14 protein-coding genes are annotated in these 14,712 nt (G+C 63.8%); 9 read left to right on the forward strand and 5 right to left on the reverse strand.

What is annotated here, in order from left to right; all coding sequences use genetic code 11:
* Positions 1 to 54: 54 nt before the first annotated feature.
* The 3 genes from asd to CQW31_RS09235 are packed head-to-tail and all read right to left on the reverse strand — an operon-like array spanning position 55 to position 3,322.
* Positions 55 to 918, reverse strand: coding sequence for an archaetidylserine decarboxylase (gene asd / locus CQW31_RS09225; RefSeq protein WP_054887877.1), 864 nt, complete (start codon positions 916 to 918; stop codon positions 55 to 57).
* Positions 915 to 1,742: a rhodanese-like domain-containing protein gene (locus tag CQW31_RS09230; RefSeq protein WP_099814347.1), complete on the reverse strand. Its 828-nt coding sequence runs from the start codon at positions 1,740 to 1,742 to the stop codon at positions 915 to 917. Before CQW31_RS09230 ends, asd begins: the two co-directional genes overlap by 4 nt.
* A gap of 44 nt (positions 1,743 to 1,786) precedes the next feature.
* Positions 1,787 to 3,322: an HDOD domain-containing protein gene (locus CQW31_RS09235; protein ID WP_054887875.1), complete on the reverse strand. Its 1,536-nt coding sequence runs from the start codon at positions 3,320 to 3,322 to the stop codon at positions 1,787 to 1,789.
* Positions 3,323 to 3,452: 130 nt separating this feature from the next.
* Here CQW31_RS09235 and motA point away from each other — a divergent pair, with 130 nt between their 5' ends.
* Both motA and motB read left to right on the forward strand, forming a co-directional pair.
* Positions 3,453 to 4,304 carry a flagellar motor stator protein MotA gene (gene motA / locus CQW31_RS09240; protein ID WP_054887874.1) on the forward strand — a complete coding sequence of 284 codons (852 nt, stop codon included), beginning with the start codon at positions 3,453 to 3,455 and terminating at the stop codon, positions 4,302 to 4,304.
* 3 nt (positions 4,305 to 4,307) lie between these two features.
* On the forward strand, positions 4,308 to 5,342 hold the full coding sequence (gene motB, locus CQW31_RS09245; protein ID WP_054887873.1) for a flagellar motor protein MotB: 1,035 nt from the start codon (positions 4,308 to 4,310) through the stop codon (positions 5,340 to 5,342).
* A gap of 40 nt (positions 5,343 to 5,382) precedes the next feature.
* Here the strand turns inward: motB and rsgA are convergent, their stop codons facing one another.
* Positions 5,383 to 6,414: a small ribosomal subunit biogenesis GTPase RsgA gene (rsgA, locus tag CQW31_RS09250; RefSeq protein ID WP_054887872.1), complete on the reverse strand. Its 1,032-nt coding sequence runs from the start codon at positions 6,412 to 6,414 to the stop codon at positions 5,383 to 5,385.
* 141 nt (positions 6,415 to 6,555) lie between these two features.
* Here rsgA and orn point away from each other — a divergent pair, with 141 nt between their 5' ends.
* Together orn and CQW31_RS09260 are read left to right on the forward strand one after the other, a co-directional pair.
* Positions 6,556 to 7,098 (forward strand): oligoribonuclease, encoded by a 543-nt coding sequence (gene orn, locus CQW31_RS09255; protein WP_054887871.1) that lies wholly within the window; start codon positions 6,556 to 6,558, stop codon positions 7,096 to 7,098.
* Positions 7,099 to 7,189: 91 nt separating this feature from the next.
* Positions 7,190 to 7,801, forward strand: a complete 612-nt coding sequence (locus CQW31_RS09260) for a trimeric intracellular cation channel family protein (protein WP_054887870.1) — start codon at positions 7,190 to 7,192, stop codon at positions 7,799 to 7,801.
* 108 nt (positions 7,802 to 7,909) lie between these two features.
* Here the strand turns inward: CQW31_RS09260 and queG are convergent, their stop codons facing one another.
* Positions 7,910 to 8,974: a tRNA epoxyqueuosine(34) reductase QueG gene (gene queG, locus CQW31_RS09270; protein WP_099814348.1), complete on the reverse strand. Its 1,065-nt coding sequence runs from the start codon at positions 8,972 to 8,974 to the stop codon at positions 7,910 to 7,912.
* A 64-nt stretch (positions 8,975 to 9,038) separates the two neighbouring features.
* Between queG and CQW31_RS09275 the strand changes: the two genes are divergently transcribed.
* Genes CQW31_RS09275 through miaA form a run of 5 tightly spaced genes read left to right on the forward strand, consistent with a single transcriptional unit; the run spans position 9,039 to position 14,661 of the window.
* Positions 9,039 to 9,899 (forward strand): NAD(P)H-hydrate dehydratase, encoded by an 861-nt coding sequence (locus CQW31_RS09275; protein ID WP_054887868.1) that lies wholly within the window; start codon positions 9,039 to 9,041, stop codon positions 9,897 to 9,899.
* On the forward strand, positions 9,887 to 10,360 hold the full coding sequence (tsaE, locus tag CQW31_RS09280; RefSeq protein ID WP_054887867.1) for a tRNA (adenosine(37)-N6)-threonylcarbamoyltransferase complex ATPase subunit type 1 TsaE: 474 nt from the start codon (positions 9,887 to 9,889) through the stop codon (positions 10,358 to 10,360). Before CQW31_RS09275 ends, tsaE begins: the two co-directional genes overlap by 13 nt.
* A gap of 11 nt (positions 10,361 to 10,371) precedes the next feature.
* On the forward strand, positions 10,372 to 11,802 hold the full coding sequence (locus CQW31_RS09285) for an N-acetylmuramoyl-L-alanine amidase (RefSeq protein WP_054887866.1): 1,431 nt from the start codon (positions 10,372 to 10,374) through the stop codon (positions 11,800 to 11,802).
* A complete protein-coding gene (gene mutL, locus CQW31_RS09290; protein ID WP_099814349.1) occupies positions 11,799 to 13,688 on the forward strand; it encodes a DNA mismatch repair endonuclease MutL in 1,890 nt (629 codons plus the stop codon). Before CQW31_RS09285 ends, mutL begins: the two co-directional genes overlap by 4 nt.
* 1 nt (position 13,689) lies before the next feature.
* The gene (gene miaA / locus CQW31_RS09295) at positions 13,690 to 14,661 is read left to right on the forward strand and encodes a tRNA (adenosine(37)-N6)-dimethylallyltransferase MiaA (RefSeq protein WP_054887864.1); all 972 of its coding nucleotides are present in this window, start codon (positions 13,690 to 13,692) and stop codon (positions 14,659 to 14,661) included.
* The last annotated feature ends 51 nt before the right edge of the window (positions 14,662 to 14,712 follow it).

Here is a 14,712-nt window from a genome sequence, read left to right on the forward strand (position 1 = left end):
CAGTAAAAAAAAGGCCCTGCATGTGCATGCAGGGCCTTTTTTTGTTTCTCAGGGTCAAGCCTGGGCAGGACTCGCCAGCAGCTCACCCATGCGCACTGCAGAGCCTGCGCCCAAGGTCTCGGCCCACTTCACCTGCTCAGGCCCGAACAGCACGATGGCGGTCGAACCCAGTTTGAAACGGCCCAGTTCGGCGCCTTTTTCCAGGTGGATCGGTGCACGGCTGCCTTCGTCGTAACGGAAGGTCTTGAGTTCGCGCTTCGGCGGGGTGACCAGGCCAGCCCACACGGTTTCGATCGAAGCGACGATCATGGCACCCACCAGCACCACCGCCATCGGGCCGCGCTCGGTATCGAACAGGCACACCACACGCTCGTTGCGGGCGAACAGCTCAGGAACGTTTTCGGCAGTGGTCTGGTTGACCGAGAACAGGCGGCCTGGCACGTAGACCATTTCGCGAAGGGTGCCGGCCAGCGGCATGTGCACGCGGTGGTAGTCCTTCGGCGACAGGTAGATGGTGGCGAACTCGCCGCCCATGAACGGCGCGGCCAGGGCCGGGTCACCGCCAAGCAACTCGAGCGCGCTGAAGCTGTGGCCCTTGGCCTGGAAGATACGCCCGTGTTCGATCGGGCCCAGTTGGCTGACCGCACCATCGGCCGGGCAGAGGATGGCGCCCGGGGTTTCGTCGAGCGGGCGTGCACCGGGTTTCAGGGCGCGAGTGAAGAAGGCGTTGAAGTGCTCGTAGGCGGTGAGGTCTTCGACCAGTGCTTCACTCATGTTCACCTGGTAACGCTTGGCGAACCAGGCGGTGAAGGCGTTCTTGAACCAGCGCGCACGGCACTCGGCGACGCAGCCAGCCAGGCGCGACAGCAGATGGTGCGGCAGCAGGTACTGGCTGAGGATGAACAGACGGGATTTCATTGGGTTGATGGTCCTTGAACTTCGACAGGCGTGTCCGGGTGGTTGCCCCATTCGCTCCACGAGCCGGCATAGGCCTTGATGCGTGGGTAGCCGAGGGACTTGGCCACCAGGTAGGTGAAACCGGAGCGGCGGTGGGTCTGGCAGTGGGTGATGACTTCCTTGTCCGGCGTGATGCCCAATTGTTGCAGGACTTCAGCGATGTCCTTGCGGATGCGCAGATGGTCGTTGAGGTCCATGCCGGCCGTCCACTCGAAATTGACGGCACCGGGAATGTGCCCGGCCTTGGCAGCCAGGACTTTTTCGCCGTTGAATTCCTGTGGGCCGCGGGCATCCCAGATCACAAGGTCTTTTTCGCCCAGGCGGCTTTGCAGGTACTCACGGGTGGCAGTCGGTTCGCTATGCAGTTGCAGATGCACGGGGGCATTGCCCGGCGTTGGCACGTCGGTGGAGAGCCTGTCCGCCGGCCAGGCCTGGATGCCGCCATTGAGATAGTGGTAGCGCGAATGGCCGATCACATCGAGCAGCCAGATGAAGCGCCCGGCCCAGCCGCCACCTTCGTCGTCGTATACCACGTAGACGGCATCGTCACGGTGGCCCAGTTCGCTGAACAGCTTTTCCAGATCGCCCAGGGCCGGCAGCAAGCCGGGCGCCGGCGGCTGGCCGAGCTGGGTGCGCTTGCCTTCGACGAAGCGGGCGCCAGGGATATGGCCGCTGACATAGCGGTTGGCGCTGCTCAGGTCGACCAGGATCAACTGGGGTGAACCCAGGCGCGGCAGCAGGTCTGCGGCTTCGATCACCAAAGGCAGGCCGGAAAAGTCAGTCATCCACGGTCTCCAGTGTGGAAAGAGGGGCGATTGTAGCGCAAGGCTCAGGCGCCGCGGTTGGCAAACACCGCCAAGGCATGCTCGATACATTGCGAAGTCTTGCCGAAGGCTTGCACGCTGACATCGGCCAGCGGCTTGCCGCCCTGGTCGGCCACGGCCAGCATCAGTACTTGGCCGCTGACTGCCAGTGATCGCAGCAGCAGGTGCTCACTGCGGAACAGTGCCTGCAACGGTGCCGGTAGCAGTGCCGATAACTTGGCGTGATTGTCGGGCGTCAGGCGCAACTGGCCGGCTTTGCTCATGAGCTTTTGCAACAGTTTGTTTTGCGCCAAGGGCAAGTCCATGGCGGCGGCCTCCTGGGGCAGGCCGGCGGTCTGCTGCACGCGCAGGTGGTCGCTGGCACGGTCCAGCGTCAGTAGCATGATGCGCTGCATGCCGCAGGCGAGCATGGCTTCGCGCGCCTGGGTAGCCAGGTGCACGGCGTTGGTGAACGGGCTGGGTTGCGCCAACAACGCCTGGCACAACTTGCGCCAGCGGCCGAGGTCGTCGCTGGAGGGTGGTGGTGGCGTGAGCATGTCCGGGTGCGGGCGACGCTGCTGCCAAGGCCAGATCAGCGCTTCGGCCGGATGGAACAGTGCATGCCTGGCGTGACGCCGGGCGCTGGCGGCGGCTTGTTGGTGCACCTGCTGCTGCACGTCTTCCAGTGAGGTTTGCAGGTAGAGCGCGGTCAGCAGTTGCCAGCGCAACAAATGAGGGTTGTCCCAGCCGACCTGGGCTGCCAGCGCCAGGTTGTTGGCCAGCAGTACGGTGTTGGCCGGTTCGTTGAACCAGCGGCGCAATCCGGGCGCCTCGTCCAGGCGATGCTGCTGGTTGAGCAGGTCGTCTTCGCGGGCGATGCTCAGTACCGAGGCCAACTGCTCGCGTTCTTCGAGCAGCAGGCGATAGCCTTGGGTCACCCATTTGGGCAGGCGCCAGTGTTCGGCCATTGCCTGGCACAGGGCGAAGATACGCACGCCGAACAGTTCCTGCTCCACGTCGGCTGCGGTTTCGCCCTTGTGGATGACCCGCAGCTCCCAGGCGTCAAGCAGCTTGGGGTAGGCCAGGGCCAGTGGCCACAGAGGGGCGAGGAACAGCAGGCTGCCCCAGTGGATTTCCTGCCACAGGCGCGCCAGGCGGCTGGCGAAAAGGCCGCTGGCCTGTTGTGCGGCATGCTGGCTGATCAACAGGAATTGGCGCAGCACCGGCGGGATGTCGTCTTCCGGTACGGCAGGCAGGCGCATCAGCAGTTCCCTGCTACGTGCCAGGCCCAGGCGGTTCAGGGCAATTTCCAGGCTTTCAGCCGGTTCGGCCTGGCTGGCGTTGGCGGGGTGGTTGGCCTCGCGCATCACCGACAGCACCAGGGCGGGACTGTCCTGCATCAGTTCGGCGATGTCGCGCAACGAGCGGCGACTGTCGTTGATCGCGGCCATTACCCGGTCGTAACTCTGCTTGGGTACCGGCACGCGAACACCATCGAGCAGCTTGACCCAGGCCTCTAGGGTACGCGGATTCTGAGTGGGCACCTTGGATTCCATTGGCATTTTGACATCAGTCCGAACTGGCTTTTCGCTTTGAGTGGCTATAGTCTGGCGCAGTTCTGCCGATAAGTAGAAGAAGAGTTTTAAAGCTCCCGTCCCTCTCCCTGACCACGACAGCAAGTGCTTTGATCCTATGGCTAAAATTATCGGCATCATCGTCGTATTCGCGAGCGTGCTCGGCGGATATGTACTCTCCCACGGCAAGATCGCGGCGCTGATCCAGCCGTTCGAAGTGCTGATCATTGGCGGTGCAGCCTTTGGCGCCTTCATGCAGGCCAACCCGGGTTACATGACCATGCATGTAATCAAGAAGTCGATGAAGATGTTCGGCTCTCGCTTCACCCATACGTTCTACCTGGAAGTGCTGGGCCTGGTGTACGAAATCCTCAACAAGAGCCGCCGCGAAGGCATGATGGCGATCGAGAGCGATATCGAAGACGCCGCCGCCAGCCCGATCTTTGCCAAGTACCCGGCAGTACTGGGCGATGAGCGCATGACCGCGTTCATCTGCGACTACCTGCGCATCATGTCCACCGGCAACATGGCGCCCCATGAGCTCGAAGGCCTGTTCGACATGGAGCTGCTGAGCATGAAGGAAGAGCTCGAGCACCCGTCTCACGCCGTCAGCGGCATCGCCGATGGCATGCCCGGCTTCGGTATCGTCGCGGCGGTATTGGGTATCGTGGTGACCATGGCATCGCTGGGTGATGGTGACCAGAAGTCGATCGGCCTGCACGTGGGTGCGGCGCTGGTCGGTACCTTCTTCGGTATTCTCGCCGCCTATGGTTTCTTCGGCCCGCTGGCCAAGTGCCTTGAGCACGATGCCAAGGAAGAGCTCAATCTCTATGAATCGATCAAGGCCTCGCTGGTGGCCTCGGCTTCCGGCATGCCGCCTTCGCTGGCCGTCGAGTTCGGGCGCAAGGTGCTGTATCCGAAGCATCGCCCAAGCTTCGCCGAGCTGGAACAAGCGGTTCGCGGTCGCTGAGTCATGGAGAACAATCAGCCGATAATCATCAAGCGCGTCAAGCGCTTCGGTGGCGGGCACCATGGCGGTGCCTGGAAGATCGCCTTTGCCGACTTTGCCACGGCGATGATGGCGTTCTTCCTGGTGCTGTGGCTGTTATCCACGGCTACGCCTGAACAAAAGATCGCCATTGCCGGCTACTTCAAGGACCCGATCGGTTTTTCCGAAAGTGGTACGCCTTACGTCATCGACCTGGGCGGCTCGCCGCAGATGGCGCCGGAAAAGACCATCAACCCGGAAATGAAGTCCGAACCTACGCCTGATACCAGCATCCAGCTGGATAAGGACCAGGTCGAGACCATGGCCGAACAGGTCGAGCGCGAGCGCCTCGAACTGCTGTTGCAGGAACTGCAGAACAAGGTTGAGGAAAACCCGCAGCTGCAGAAGTTCAAGGACCAGATCCTGTTCGAGATCACCCAGGACGGCCTGCGCATCCAGATCATGGACGCTGAGAACCGGCCGATGTTCGACATCGGCAGTGCGCGCCTGCAGCCGTATTTCGAGGACATCCTGCTGGCCATGGCCGACACCATCAAGGCGGTGCCGAACAAGATCAGTATCAGCGGGCACACCGATGCCAAGCCGTACTCCGGCACCGGCGATTTCGGTAACTGGGAGCTGTCGGCCAACCGCGCCAACGCCGCCCGTCGAGCCCTGGTTGCCGGTGGCTACCCGGACGGCCAGGTGGCGCGGGTGGTGGGGTATGCCTCGTCATCGCTGTTCGACCGCAAGAATCCGTTCAACCCGGTCAACCGCCGTATCGACATCATCGTCCTGACCAAGAAGGCGCAGCGCAGCATCGAGGGTGAGCAGGGCGCGCCCGAGGCGCCAGCGCAACCAGCTTCGCCTGCAGGTGCGGCGCCCGGGGCAGCAGCCCCGACAGCCCCGACGACAGGTGATGCTGCTGCCCAGGCGCCGATGCAACCGCGTGAGCTGCGCCAGAAGCTGAATATCTTCGAGGATGGAACCTTGAAGATGGATGAGCAAAAGGACCAGTAGCACTGGGGGCACACAGTGCCCTCAGGTTCCTCCTTGCAAATCAGAAGCTGTCTTCTGGCAGGCTGGCGATGATCGAGCGGTAGCTGTTCATCCGCTGCGGCTTGATACGGCCTTCTTCGAGTGCCTTGAGCAGTGCGCACCCGGGCTCGCGATCATGCTTGCAGTCGCGGAAGCGACAGGTACCGAACAGGTCGCGAAACTCGATGAAGCCATCTTCCACGTCGTCGCGGCTGACATGACCGAGGCCGAATTCGCGGATGCCCGGCGAGTCGATCAGGTCGCCGCCGTTAGGGAAGTGATACAGGCGTGCCGTGGTGGTGGTGTGCTGGCCCTGGCCAGACCATTCGGACAGCTCGCCCACGCGGGTGCCGGCATCCGGCAGCAGGCTATTGACCAGCGACGACTTGCCCACGCCCGACTGGCCGACGAACACACTGATATGCCCGTCGAGCATCTGCTGCAGGCGTTGCATGCCGTCGCCGTGGTGTGCGGAGACCTCAAGTAGCGGATAGCCCAGTTCGCGGTAGACCTCTAGCAGCGCATGCAGGCCAGGGCCGTTCTGGTCGTCGATCAGGTCGGCCTTGTTCAGCAGCAGCAGCGGGCGGATGCCGGCGTGCTCGGCGGCCACCAGGTAACGGTCGATCAGGTTCGGGTGTGGCTCCGGCGCCGGGGCGAAGACGATCACGATCAGGTCGACGTTGGCCGCGACCGGCTTGAGCTGGCCGTGGTTGTTCGGACGGCACAGTTCTGTGCTGCGCGGCATCTGGGCGACGATCACGCCGATGCCCTGGTTGCCGGCGCGCCAGACTACGCGGTCGCCAGTGACCAGTGCCGGCAGGTTGGCCCGCAGGTGGCAGCGAAATACCTGCCCGGCAGCTTCGCCGTCCTGGGCTTCTACCTCGACCTGCACACCGAAGTGAGCGATCACCAGGCCGAGTTGTTCCGGCCCCAGATCCCCGCCCTCCAGCTCTTGCAGCACGTGCTGCTCGCGTTTGGCGGCGCGAGCGGCGCGTTCGTTCTGGATTTTTTCGATACGCCAGTTCTGGCGACGATTGAGCTGGCGTTTGGCCATGGACCTTCCAAAGGTGGGGCAAGTTGAAAACGGCAGGCAGTTTAGCACGCCCGCTCGCAGACCATTCTGGTTACCTTTGCGCCGCGCATGCGCAGGCCGGCGTCGCTAGGCTAATATGACGGCCTATACGAGGAGCCCTTCATGCAGAACCCACAGAACCTGATCTGGATCGATCTGGAAATGACCGGCCTGGATCCGGACCACGACGTCATCATCGAGATGGCCACCATCGTCACCGACAGCGAGCTGAACACCCTGGCCGAAGGCCCGGTGATCGCCATCCACCACAGTGATGAAGTGCTGGCGCGCATGGACGAGTGGAACACCCGCACCCACGGTGCCTCGGGCCTGACCCAGCGCGTGCGTGACAGCAAGATCAGCATGGCCGAAGCCGAAGCGCAGACCATCGCCTTCCTCGAACAATGGGTGCCCAAAGGCAAGTCGCCAATCTGCGGCAACAGCATCTGCCAGGATCGCCGCTTCCTCTACCGGCACATGCGCGGCCTGGAAAACTACTTCCACTATCGCAACCTCGATGTTTCCACCCTGAAGGAGCTGGCCGCGCGCTGGGCGCCGGATGTGCGTGACAGTTTCAAGAAAGGCAGCACCCACCTGGCGCTGGACGATATCCGCGAGTCGATCGCCGAACTGCGTCACTACCGCGAGCATTTCATCAAGGTATGAGCCGAAAGGGCGCAGATATTGTGCTTGCGCCCTCTTTTGGTGCCTCGGGCAACTGGTTAGACTGCGCGCCTTTTCCGTACGGACCCGCGCCATGTTGTTGATGCTCTACCTGATCGCCATTACCGCCGAAGCCATGACCGGTGCCCTGTCCGCCGGCCGTCGCGGCATGGACTGGTTTGGCGTCGTGCTGATCGCCTGCGTGACTGCCCTGGGTGGCGGCTCGGTGCGCGACGTGCTGCTGGGGCATTACCCTCTGACCTGGGTGAAGCACCCGGAATACCTGGTGCTGACCAGCTTCGCCGCGCTGCTGACGATTTTCATCGCGCCGATGATGCGCCGTTTGCGTTCGCTGTTTCTGGTGCTGGATGCCCTGGGCCTGGTGGCCTTCACCCTGATTGGCTGCATGACCGCGCTGGAGATGGGGCAGGGCATGCTGGTGGCATCGATCAGCGGGGTGATCACCGGGGTGTTTGGCGGGATACTGCGGGACATCTTCTGCAACGACATCCCGTTGGTGTTCCGTCGCGAGCTGTACGCCAGTGTGTCGTTCGCGGCGGCATGGTTCTACCTGGGTTGCGTTTACTTCAAGCTACCGGCGGAGCAGGCGATGCTGCTGACCTTGTTCGGTGGCTTCCTGGTGCGTTTGCTGGCGATCCGTTTCCACTGGGAAATGCCCAAGTTTCACTACAACGACCAGCAATAATCCCTGTATCCAGGCGCTCCGCATTCTCTGTGGGAGCGGGCTTGCCCGCGAACACCGGCAGAGCCGGTGCCATGCACCGCGCCGTCTTCTTCGCGGGCAAGCCCGCTCCTACAGGGCGCCGTGCTGCGTCAGCGCCCATTCCACATGCTCGCGCACCAGTTCAGAATCATCCTCCCGCCGCGCCTTCAACGCCTCGATCACCGGAATCGTCGAAGGCGCATTACCCAGCCCCACCGCCAGGTTGCGCAAGAACCGCTCATACCCCGCCCGCCGCAACGGCCCGCCTTCGGTCTTGCGCAGGAAGGTGCGCTCGTCCCAGAGGAACATCTCGGCCAGCTCGGCATTCTCCAACCCATGCCTCGGCTGGAAGTCTTGCTCCTGGCTGTAATTGGCAAAGCGATTCCACGGGCAGACGATCTGGCAGTCATCGCAGCCAAACACGCGATTGCCCATCATCGAGCGCAGCTCTACCGGAATGGGCCCGCGCAACTCGATGGTCAGGTAGGAGATGCAGCGCCGCGCATCCAGCACGTAGGGCCCGACGAAAGCCTGGGTCGGGCAGACGTCCAGGCATGCCTGGCAGCGCCCGCAGTGTTCACTGGCATGCGCTTCGTCCACCGGCAGCGGCAGGTCGACGAACAGTTCGGCCAGGAAGAAGTAGCTGCCGGCCTTGCGGTTGAGCAGCAACGTGTTCTTGCCGATCCAGCCCAGCCCGGCCTGCTCGGCCAGTGCCTTCTCCAGCACCGGGGCGCTGTCGACGAAGGCGCGGTAGCCGAACGGGCCGATCGCTTCCTGGATGCGGTCTGCCAGAAACTGCACGCGCTTGCGCACCAGCTTGTGGTAGTCGCGGCCCAGGGCGTAGCGCGACACGTAGGCCTTTTCCGGCTGGGCCAGGCGTTGTGCCATTTGCGTGTCGCCCGGCAGGTAGTCCATGCGTAGCGAGACCACGCGTACCGTGCCTGGAATCAGCTGGTCAGGGTGTGCGCGCTTGCTGCCATGGGCGCCGAGGTACTCCATTTCACCCTGGTAGCCCGCGTCGAGCCAGCGTTGCAGGTGCTGTTCGTGTTCGCCAAGGTCGACCCCGGCGATACCAACGTGGGCAAAACCCAGCTCTTGGCCCCAGATCTTGATGGATTGGGCCAGTTGGGCGAGGTCAGGAGTACAGGCGGACATGGATAGGCAGGCAATACGGGCTCAGGTGCGTATAATTCTGCCAGACATTGGAGCCTTTGACCCCATGCCGCAGACCAAACACCCCAGCAACGCCCCGCAACTGCTCAGCAGCGTGACCGTCGCCCGCCTGCCGGCGCGTCATGCGCATGCCCATAAAGGCGACTTCGGCCATGTGCTGGTCGTCGGTGGCGACCTGGGCACCGGCGGTGCCGTGCTGCTCAGTGCCGAGGCCGCGCTGCGCTGTGGTGCCGGGCTGGTCAGTGTGGCGACACGCCCGGAGCACGTCGTGGCCGGGCTGGCGCGCATGCCGGAAAGCATGTGCCTGGGGGTCGAGTCGGCCAATCAGTTGATCGGTGTGCTGGAGCGTGCTTCGGTGCTGGTGGTGGGCCCCGGCCTGGGCCAGGCCGCCTGGGGCCGCAGCCTGCTGTCTGCGGTGGCCAATGCCGAGCGGCCGCAGGTGTGGGATGCCGACGCGCTGAACCTGCTGGCACGCACACCACTGGCGCTGCCCAGCGGCAGCATCCTTACCCCGCACCCGGGCGAGGCGGCGCGGCTGCTAGGCATATCCACCGAGGCAGTGCAGGCTGATCGCCCAGGTGCGGCGCGCAAGCTGGCGCGGCGCTATGCCAGTGTCTGCGTGCTCAAGGGCGCCGGCACCCTGGTGGCGGACCCGACCGGCCAGTTGGCGCTGTGCGAGCGGGGGCATCCGGCGATGGCCGGTGCCGGGCTGGGGGACGTGCTCACCGGCGTGCTGGCGGCGTTGCTGGCCCAAGGGCTGGACGCCTGGAGCGCGGCGGGCCTGGGCGTATGGCTGCACGCCTGTGCAGGGGAGCGCCTGGGCGTCAAAGGTAGAGGCCTGGCAGCCAGTGATCTGGCGCCGGTCATTCGTGAGTTGTTGGAGGAGCATTCTGCGTGTCTGGCTTAACCCTGTTGCTGGCCGATGAAGCGGCCACGGTCGCGTTCGGCGCAAAACTGGCCGAGGTGACCGGCGGTCGCGGCGTGATTTTTCTGGAAGGCGACCTGGGGGCGGGCAAGACCACCCTCTCGCGTGGCCTGATTCGTGGGCTGGGCCATACTGGTGCAGTGAAAAGTCCTACCTTCACCGTGGTAGAACCCTACGAAATCGGTGAGGTGCGCGCCTTCCATTTCGACCTGTATCGCCTGGTCGATCCGGAAGAGCTGGAGTTCATGGGGATTCGTGACTATTTCGAAGGTGACCCACTGTGCCTGTTCGAATGGCCACAAAAGGGTGCGGGCGTTTTGCCAAAGCCCGACCTGACCATTACCATAAGCCCCCAAGCGAGCGGCCGCTCGCTTGACCTTACGCCGCAGGGGGCTCGCGGCGAGGCCTGGTGCACCGCACTGGCCGAACACTATAAACAGTAAGTGGGGTAGGTATGCGCATACGCGCACTGGTCGCTGTCGTTGGATTGCTGCTGACAGCGGTGACCGTTGACGCTCTGGCCGTCACTCAAGTCAAGAGCGTGCGCCTGTGGCGCGCGCCGGACAACACGCGGTTGGTCTTCGATCTGTCCGGCCCCGTGCAGCATAGCGTCTTCACCCTCAGCGCACCCGACCGCCTGGTGATCGACATCAATGGCGCGACGTTGGCCGCGCCGCTGAACGTGTCGACCGCAAACACCCCGATCAGCAGCGTGCGCTCGGCCCAACGTACCCCTACCGACCTGCGTGTGGTGGTCGACCTGAAAAAGTCGGTCACGCCCAAGAGCTTTACCCTGGCGCCCAATGCCCAGTACGGCAACCGCCTGGTGGTCGACCTGTATGACCAGGAAGCCGACGCCATAGCCGCCACTGCACCGACCCCGCCGCCCACGCCGGTACAGACTCCGGCAACCACGCCTGCAGTACCGGTGAGCCCGGCTCAGCCGGCAATAAAGCTGCCGCCGGTGCCGAGTGGCAAGCGTGACATCGTGGTCGCCATCGATGCCGGTCACGGCGGCGAAGACCCGGGTGCATCCGGCTCGCGTGGCCAGCACGAAAAAGACATCGTGCTGCAGATCGCCAAGGAACTGCAGCGCCAGATCAACACCGAAAAGGGCTACCGCGCCGAGCTGACGCGCACCGGTGATTACTTCATCCCGCTGCGCAAACGTACCGAGATCGCCCGCAAGAAGGGTGCCGACCTGTTCATCTCGATCCACGCTGACGCCGCACCGTCGCGCGCCGCCTTTGGTGCCTCGGTGTTCGCCCTGTCCGACCGTGGTGCAACGTCCGAGACCGCACGCTGGCTGGCCGACACGGAAAACCGTTCCGACCTGATCGGGGGCGCTGGCAACGTCAGCCTCGACGACAAGGACCGTATGCTGGCGGGCGTACTGCTTGACCTGTCGATGACGGCCACGTTGAGTTCCAGCCTGAACGTCGGGCAAAAGGTGCTCGGCAACATGGGGCGTGTCACCTCGCTGCACAAGCAACGGGTGGAACAGGCAGGCTTCATGGTGTTGAAGTCGCCGGACATCCCATCGATCCTGGTTGAAACCGGGTTCATCTCGAACAACAACGAGGCGGCCAAGCTGGCCACCGCCAGCCATCAGCAGGCCTTGGCGCGCTCGATTCATACCGGCGTGCGCCAGTACTTCCAGCAGAACCCGCCGCCAGGCACCTATATCGCCTGGCTGCGTGATAGCGGCAAGATTGCCCAGGGGCCGCGTGAGCACACAGTCCGCCCCGGCGAAACCCTGGCGATGCTCGCCGTGCGCTATCAGGTCAGCGTGACCAGCCTGCGCAGCGCCAACAGCCTCAAGACCGATGAGCTGAAGGTCGGCCAGCACCTCGATATTCCCGCTACCACGCTGGCTGCGCAATGAGTGGTGGTTCGCGCATCCAGCTGCTCAGCCCGCGGCTGGCTAACCAGATTGCTGCGGGTGAGGTGGTCGAGCGGCCGGCATCGGTGGCCAAGGAACTGTTGGAAAACAGCCTGGACTCCGGTGCCCGGCGCATCGACGTGGAGGTCGAGCAGGGCGGTGTGAAACTGCTCCGGGTGCGTGACGATGGCAGTGGCATTTCCGCCGATGACCTGCCGCTGGCCCTGGCCCGTCACGCCACCAGCAAGATTCGTGAACTGGAAGACCTCGAAGGCGTATTGAGCCTGGGCTTCCGGGGTGAGGCGCTGGCATCGATCAGCTCGGTGGCGCGCCTGACCCTCACGTCGCGCACCGCCAGCGCAAGTGAGGCCTGGCAGGTCGAGACCGAAGGCCGCGACATGACCCCGCGCGTGCAACCCGCCGCACATCCGGTCGGCACTTCGGTGGAAGTACGCGACCTATTCTTCAATACCCCGGCCCGGCGCAAGTTCCTCAAGGCCGAAAAGACCGAATTCGATCACCTGCAGGAAGTCATCCGCCGCCTGGCCCTGGCCCGCTTCGATGTCGGCTTCCATCTGCGCCACAACGGCAAGAGCATCCTCAGCCTGCATGAGGCGCATGACGAAGCTGCCCGGGCAAGGCGGGTGGGCGCGATTTGCGGCCCGGGTTTCATGGAGCAGGCGCTGCCCATCGACGTCGAGCGCAATGGCCTGAGACTGTGGGGCTGGGTCGGCCTGCCGACCTTCTCGCGCAGCCAGGCCGACTTGCAGTATTTCTTCGTCAATGGCCGTGCGGTGCGCGACAAACTGGTCGCCCATGCCGTGCGCCAGGCCTATCGCGATGTACTGTTCAACGGCCGGCACCCGACGTTCGTGCTGTTCCTTGAGCTCGAGCCGAACGGCGTCGACGTCAACGTGCACCCGACCAAGCACGAGGTGCGCTTCCGTGAAGGCCGCTCGGTGCATGACTTCCTCTATGGCACGCTGCACCGTGCCCTGGCTGACGTGCGCCCTGAAGATCAGCTGGCCGCGCCTGCTGCCGTGCCTGAAGTGGTTCGCCCGACAGGGCTGCAAGTCGGCGAGTTCGGCCCGCAGGGTGAAATGCGCCTGGCCTCGCCAGTGCTCGAACAGCCGCAGCGTTCCATTTCCAATGGCGGCAGTGGCGCCGGTTACCAGTACCAGTACACCCCGCGCCCGGCGCAGCCGCTGCCGGTCGCCGAGTCCCAAGCGGTCTACCGCGAGTTCTACAAGCCACTGAACGATAATGCGCCAGCTGCTTCGACGCTGCCGGAAAGCCAAGGGGATATTCCGCCGCTGGGCTATGCCCTGGCGCAGCTCAAAGGCATCTACATCCTCGCCGAGAATGCCGTCGGCCTGGTGCTGGTGGACATGCACGCGGCCCACGAGCGCATCATGTACGAGCGCCTCAAGGTGGCGATGGCCAGCGAAGGCCTGAGCGGCCAGCCGCTGCTGGTTCCGGAAACCCTGGCATTGAGCCAGCGCGAGGCCGACTGTGCCGAGGAGCACAGCCAGTGGTTCCAGCGCCTTGGTTTCGAGCTGCAGCGCCTGGGGCCCGAGACGCTGGCGATCCGCCAGATTCCGGCACTGCTCAAGCAGGCCGAGGCCAATCGCCTGGTTCAGGATGTGCTCGCCGACCTGATGGAGTACGGCACCAGCGACCGCATCCAGGCGCACCTCAACGAACTGCTTGGCACCATGGCCTGCCACGGTGCCGTGCGCGCCAACCGGCGCCTGGCCATTCCCGAGATGAACGCCTTGCTGCGCGACATGGAAAACACCGAGCGCAGCGGCCAGTGCAACCACGGCCGTCCGACCTGGACCCAGATGGGCCTGGACGACCTGGACAAACTATTCCTGCGCGGTCGATGACATGAGCGGCAAACCCCCTGCGATATTCCTCATGGGCCCGACGGCGGCCGGCAAGACCGACCTCGCCATCGAGCTGACCAAGGTTCTGCCTTGCGAGCTGATCAGTGTCGACTCGGCGCTGGTCTACCGTGGCCTTGACATTGGTTCGGCCAAACCTTCCAAAGAGATTCTGGCGGCCTACCCGCACCGGCTCATTGATATCCGCGACCCGGCTGAAAGCTACTCGGCCGCGCAATTTCGCGCTGACGCCCTGGAGGCGATGGCCGATATCACCGCGCGCGGCAAGATTCCGCTGCTGGTCGGCGGCACCATGCTTTATTACAAGGCGCTGATCGAAGGCTTGGCGGACATGCCGGCGGCCGATGCCGCCGTGCGCGCAGAGCTCGAGGCCCAGGCCGAGGCGCTGGGCCTGGCCGAGTTGCACCGGCAATTGGCCGAGGTCGACCCCGAATCGGCGGCGCGCATTCACCCCAACGACCCACAGCGGCTGATCCGGGCGCTCGAGGTCTACCGGGTGAGTGGCGAGAGCATGACTGCCCATCGCCAGCGTCAATTCGCGGAAAGTCGCGCCGCAGACGCAGGCGCTGGCGGGCATTTGCCCTATACTGTCGCGAGTTTGGCGATTGCGCCTGCGGATCGTCACATTTTGCATAAGCGAATTGCGCTACGATTTTCGCAGATGCTGGAACAGGGCTTCGTCGATGAGGTCCGAACGTTGCGAGCCAGAAGTGACTTGCACGCCGGGCTGCCGTCTATACGGGCAGTGGGTTATAGACAGGTCTGGGACTACCTCGACGGCAAGCTGACTGAGAATGAGATGCGTGAACGCGGTATCATTGCCACTCGACAGCTGGCCAAGCGGCAGTTCACCTGGTTGCGTGGCTGGCCTGGCGTGCACTGGCTTGACAGCCTGGCCTGCGACAATCTGTCCCGCACCTTGAAATACCTTGGGGCGGTCTCCATATTGAGCTGAGTCCCTGCTGATTGCCGTCTATTCTTGCGAAGGGGCGGCCTGACTTATCAA

It is taken from the genome of Pseudomonas sp. 382 (genome assembly GCF_002759075.1).
Classification (GTDB): domain Bacteria; phylum Pseudomonadota; class Gammaproteobacteria; order Pseudomonadales; family Pseudomonadaceae; genus Aquipseudomonas; species Aquipseudomonas vlassakiae.

Bases quoted from the DNA above. Each gene is read 5' to 3' on its own strand.
- asd (WP_054887877.1), bottom strand. From the start codon at position 918: ATGAAATCCCGTCTGTTCATCCTCAGCCAGTACCTGCTGCCGCACCAT.
- CQW31_RS09230 (WP_099814347.1), bottom strand. From the start codon at position 1,742: ATGACTGACTTTTCCGGCCTGCCTTTGGTGATCGAAGCCGCAGACCTG.
- CQW31_RS09235 (WP_054887875.1), bottom strand. From the start codon at position 3,322: ATGCCAATGGAATCCAAGGTGCCCACTCAGAATCCGCGTACCCTAGAG.
- motA (WP_054887874.1), top strand. From the start codon at position 3,453: ATGGCTAAAATTATCGGCATCATCGTCGTATTCGCGAGCGTGCTCGGC.
- motB (WP_054887873.1), top strand. From the start codon at position 4,308: ATGGAGAACAATCAGCCGATAATCATCAAGCGCGTCAAGCGCTTCGGT.
- rsgA (WP_054887872.1), bottom strand. From the start codon at position 6,414: ATGGCCAAACGCCAGCTCAATCGTCGCCAGAACTGGCGTATCGAAAAA.
- orn (WP_054887871.1), top strand. From the start codon at position 6,556: ATGCAGAACCCACAGAACCTGATCTGGATCGATCTGGAAATGACCGGC.
- CQW31_RS09260 (WP_054887870.1), top strand. From the start codon at position 7,190: ATGTTGTTGATGCTCTACCTGATCGCCATTACCGCCGAAGCCATGACC.
- queG (WP_099814348.1), bottom strand. From the start codon at position 8,974: ATGTCCGCCTGTACTCCTGACCTCGCCCAACTGGCCCAATCCATCAAG.
- CQW31_RS09275 (WP_054887868.1), top strand. From the start codon at position 9,039: ATGCCGCAGACCAAACACCCCAGCAACGCCCCGCAACTGCTCAGCAGC.
- CQW31_RS09285 (WP_054887866.1), top strand. From the start codon at position 10,372: ATGCGCATACGCGCACTGGTCGCTGTCGTTGGATTGCTGCTGACAGCG.
- mutL (WP_099814349.1), top strand. From the start codon at position 11,799: ATGAGTGGTGGTTCGCGCATCCAGCTGCTCAGCCCGCGGCTGGCTAAC.
- miaA (WP_054887864.1), top strand. From the start codon at position 13,690: ATGAGCGGCAAACCCCCTGCGATATTCCTCATGGGCCCGACGGCGGCC.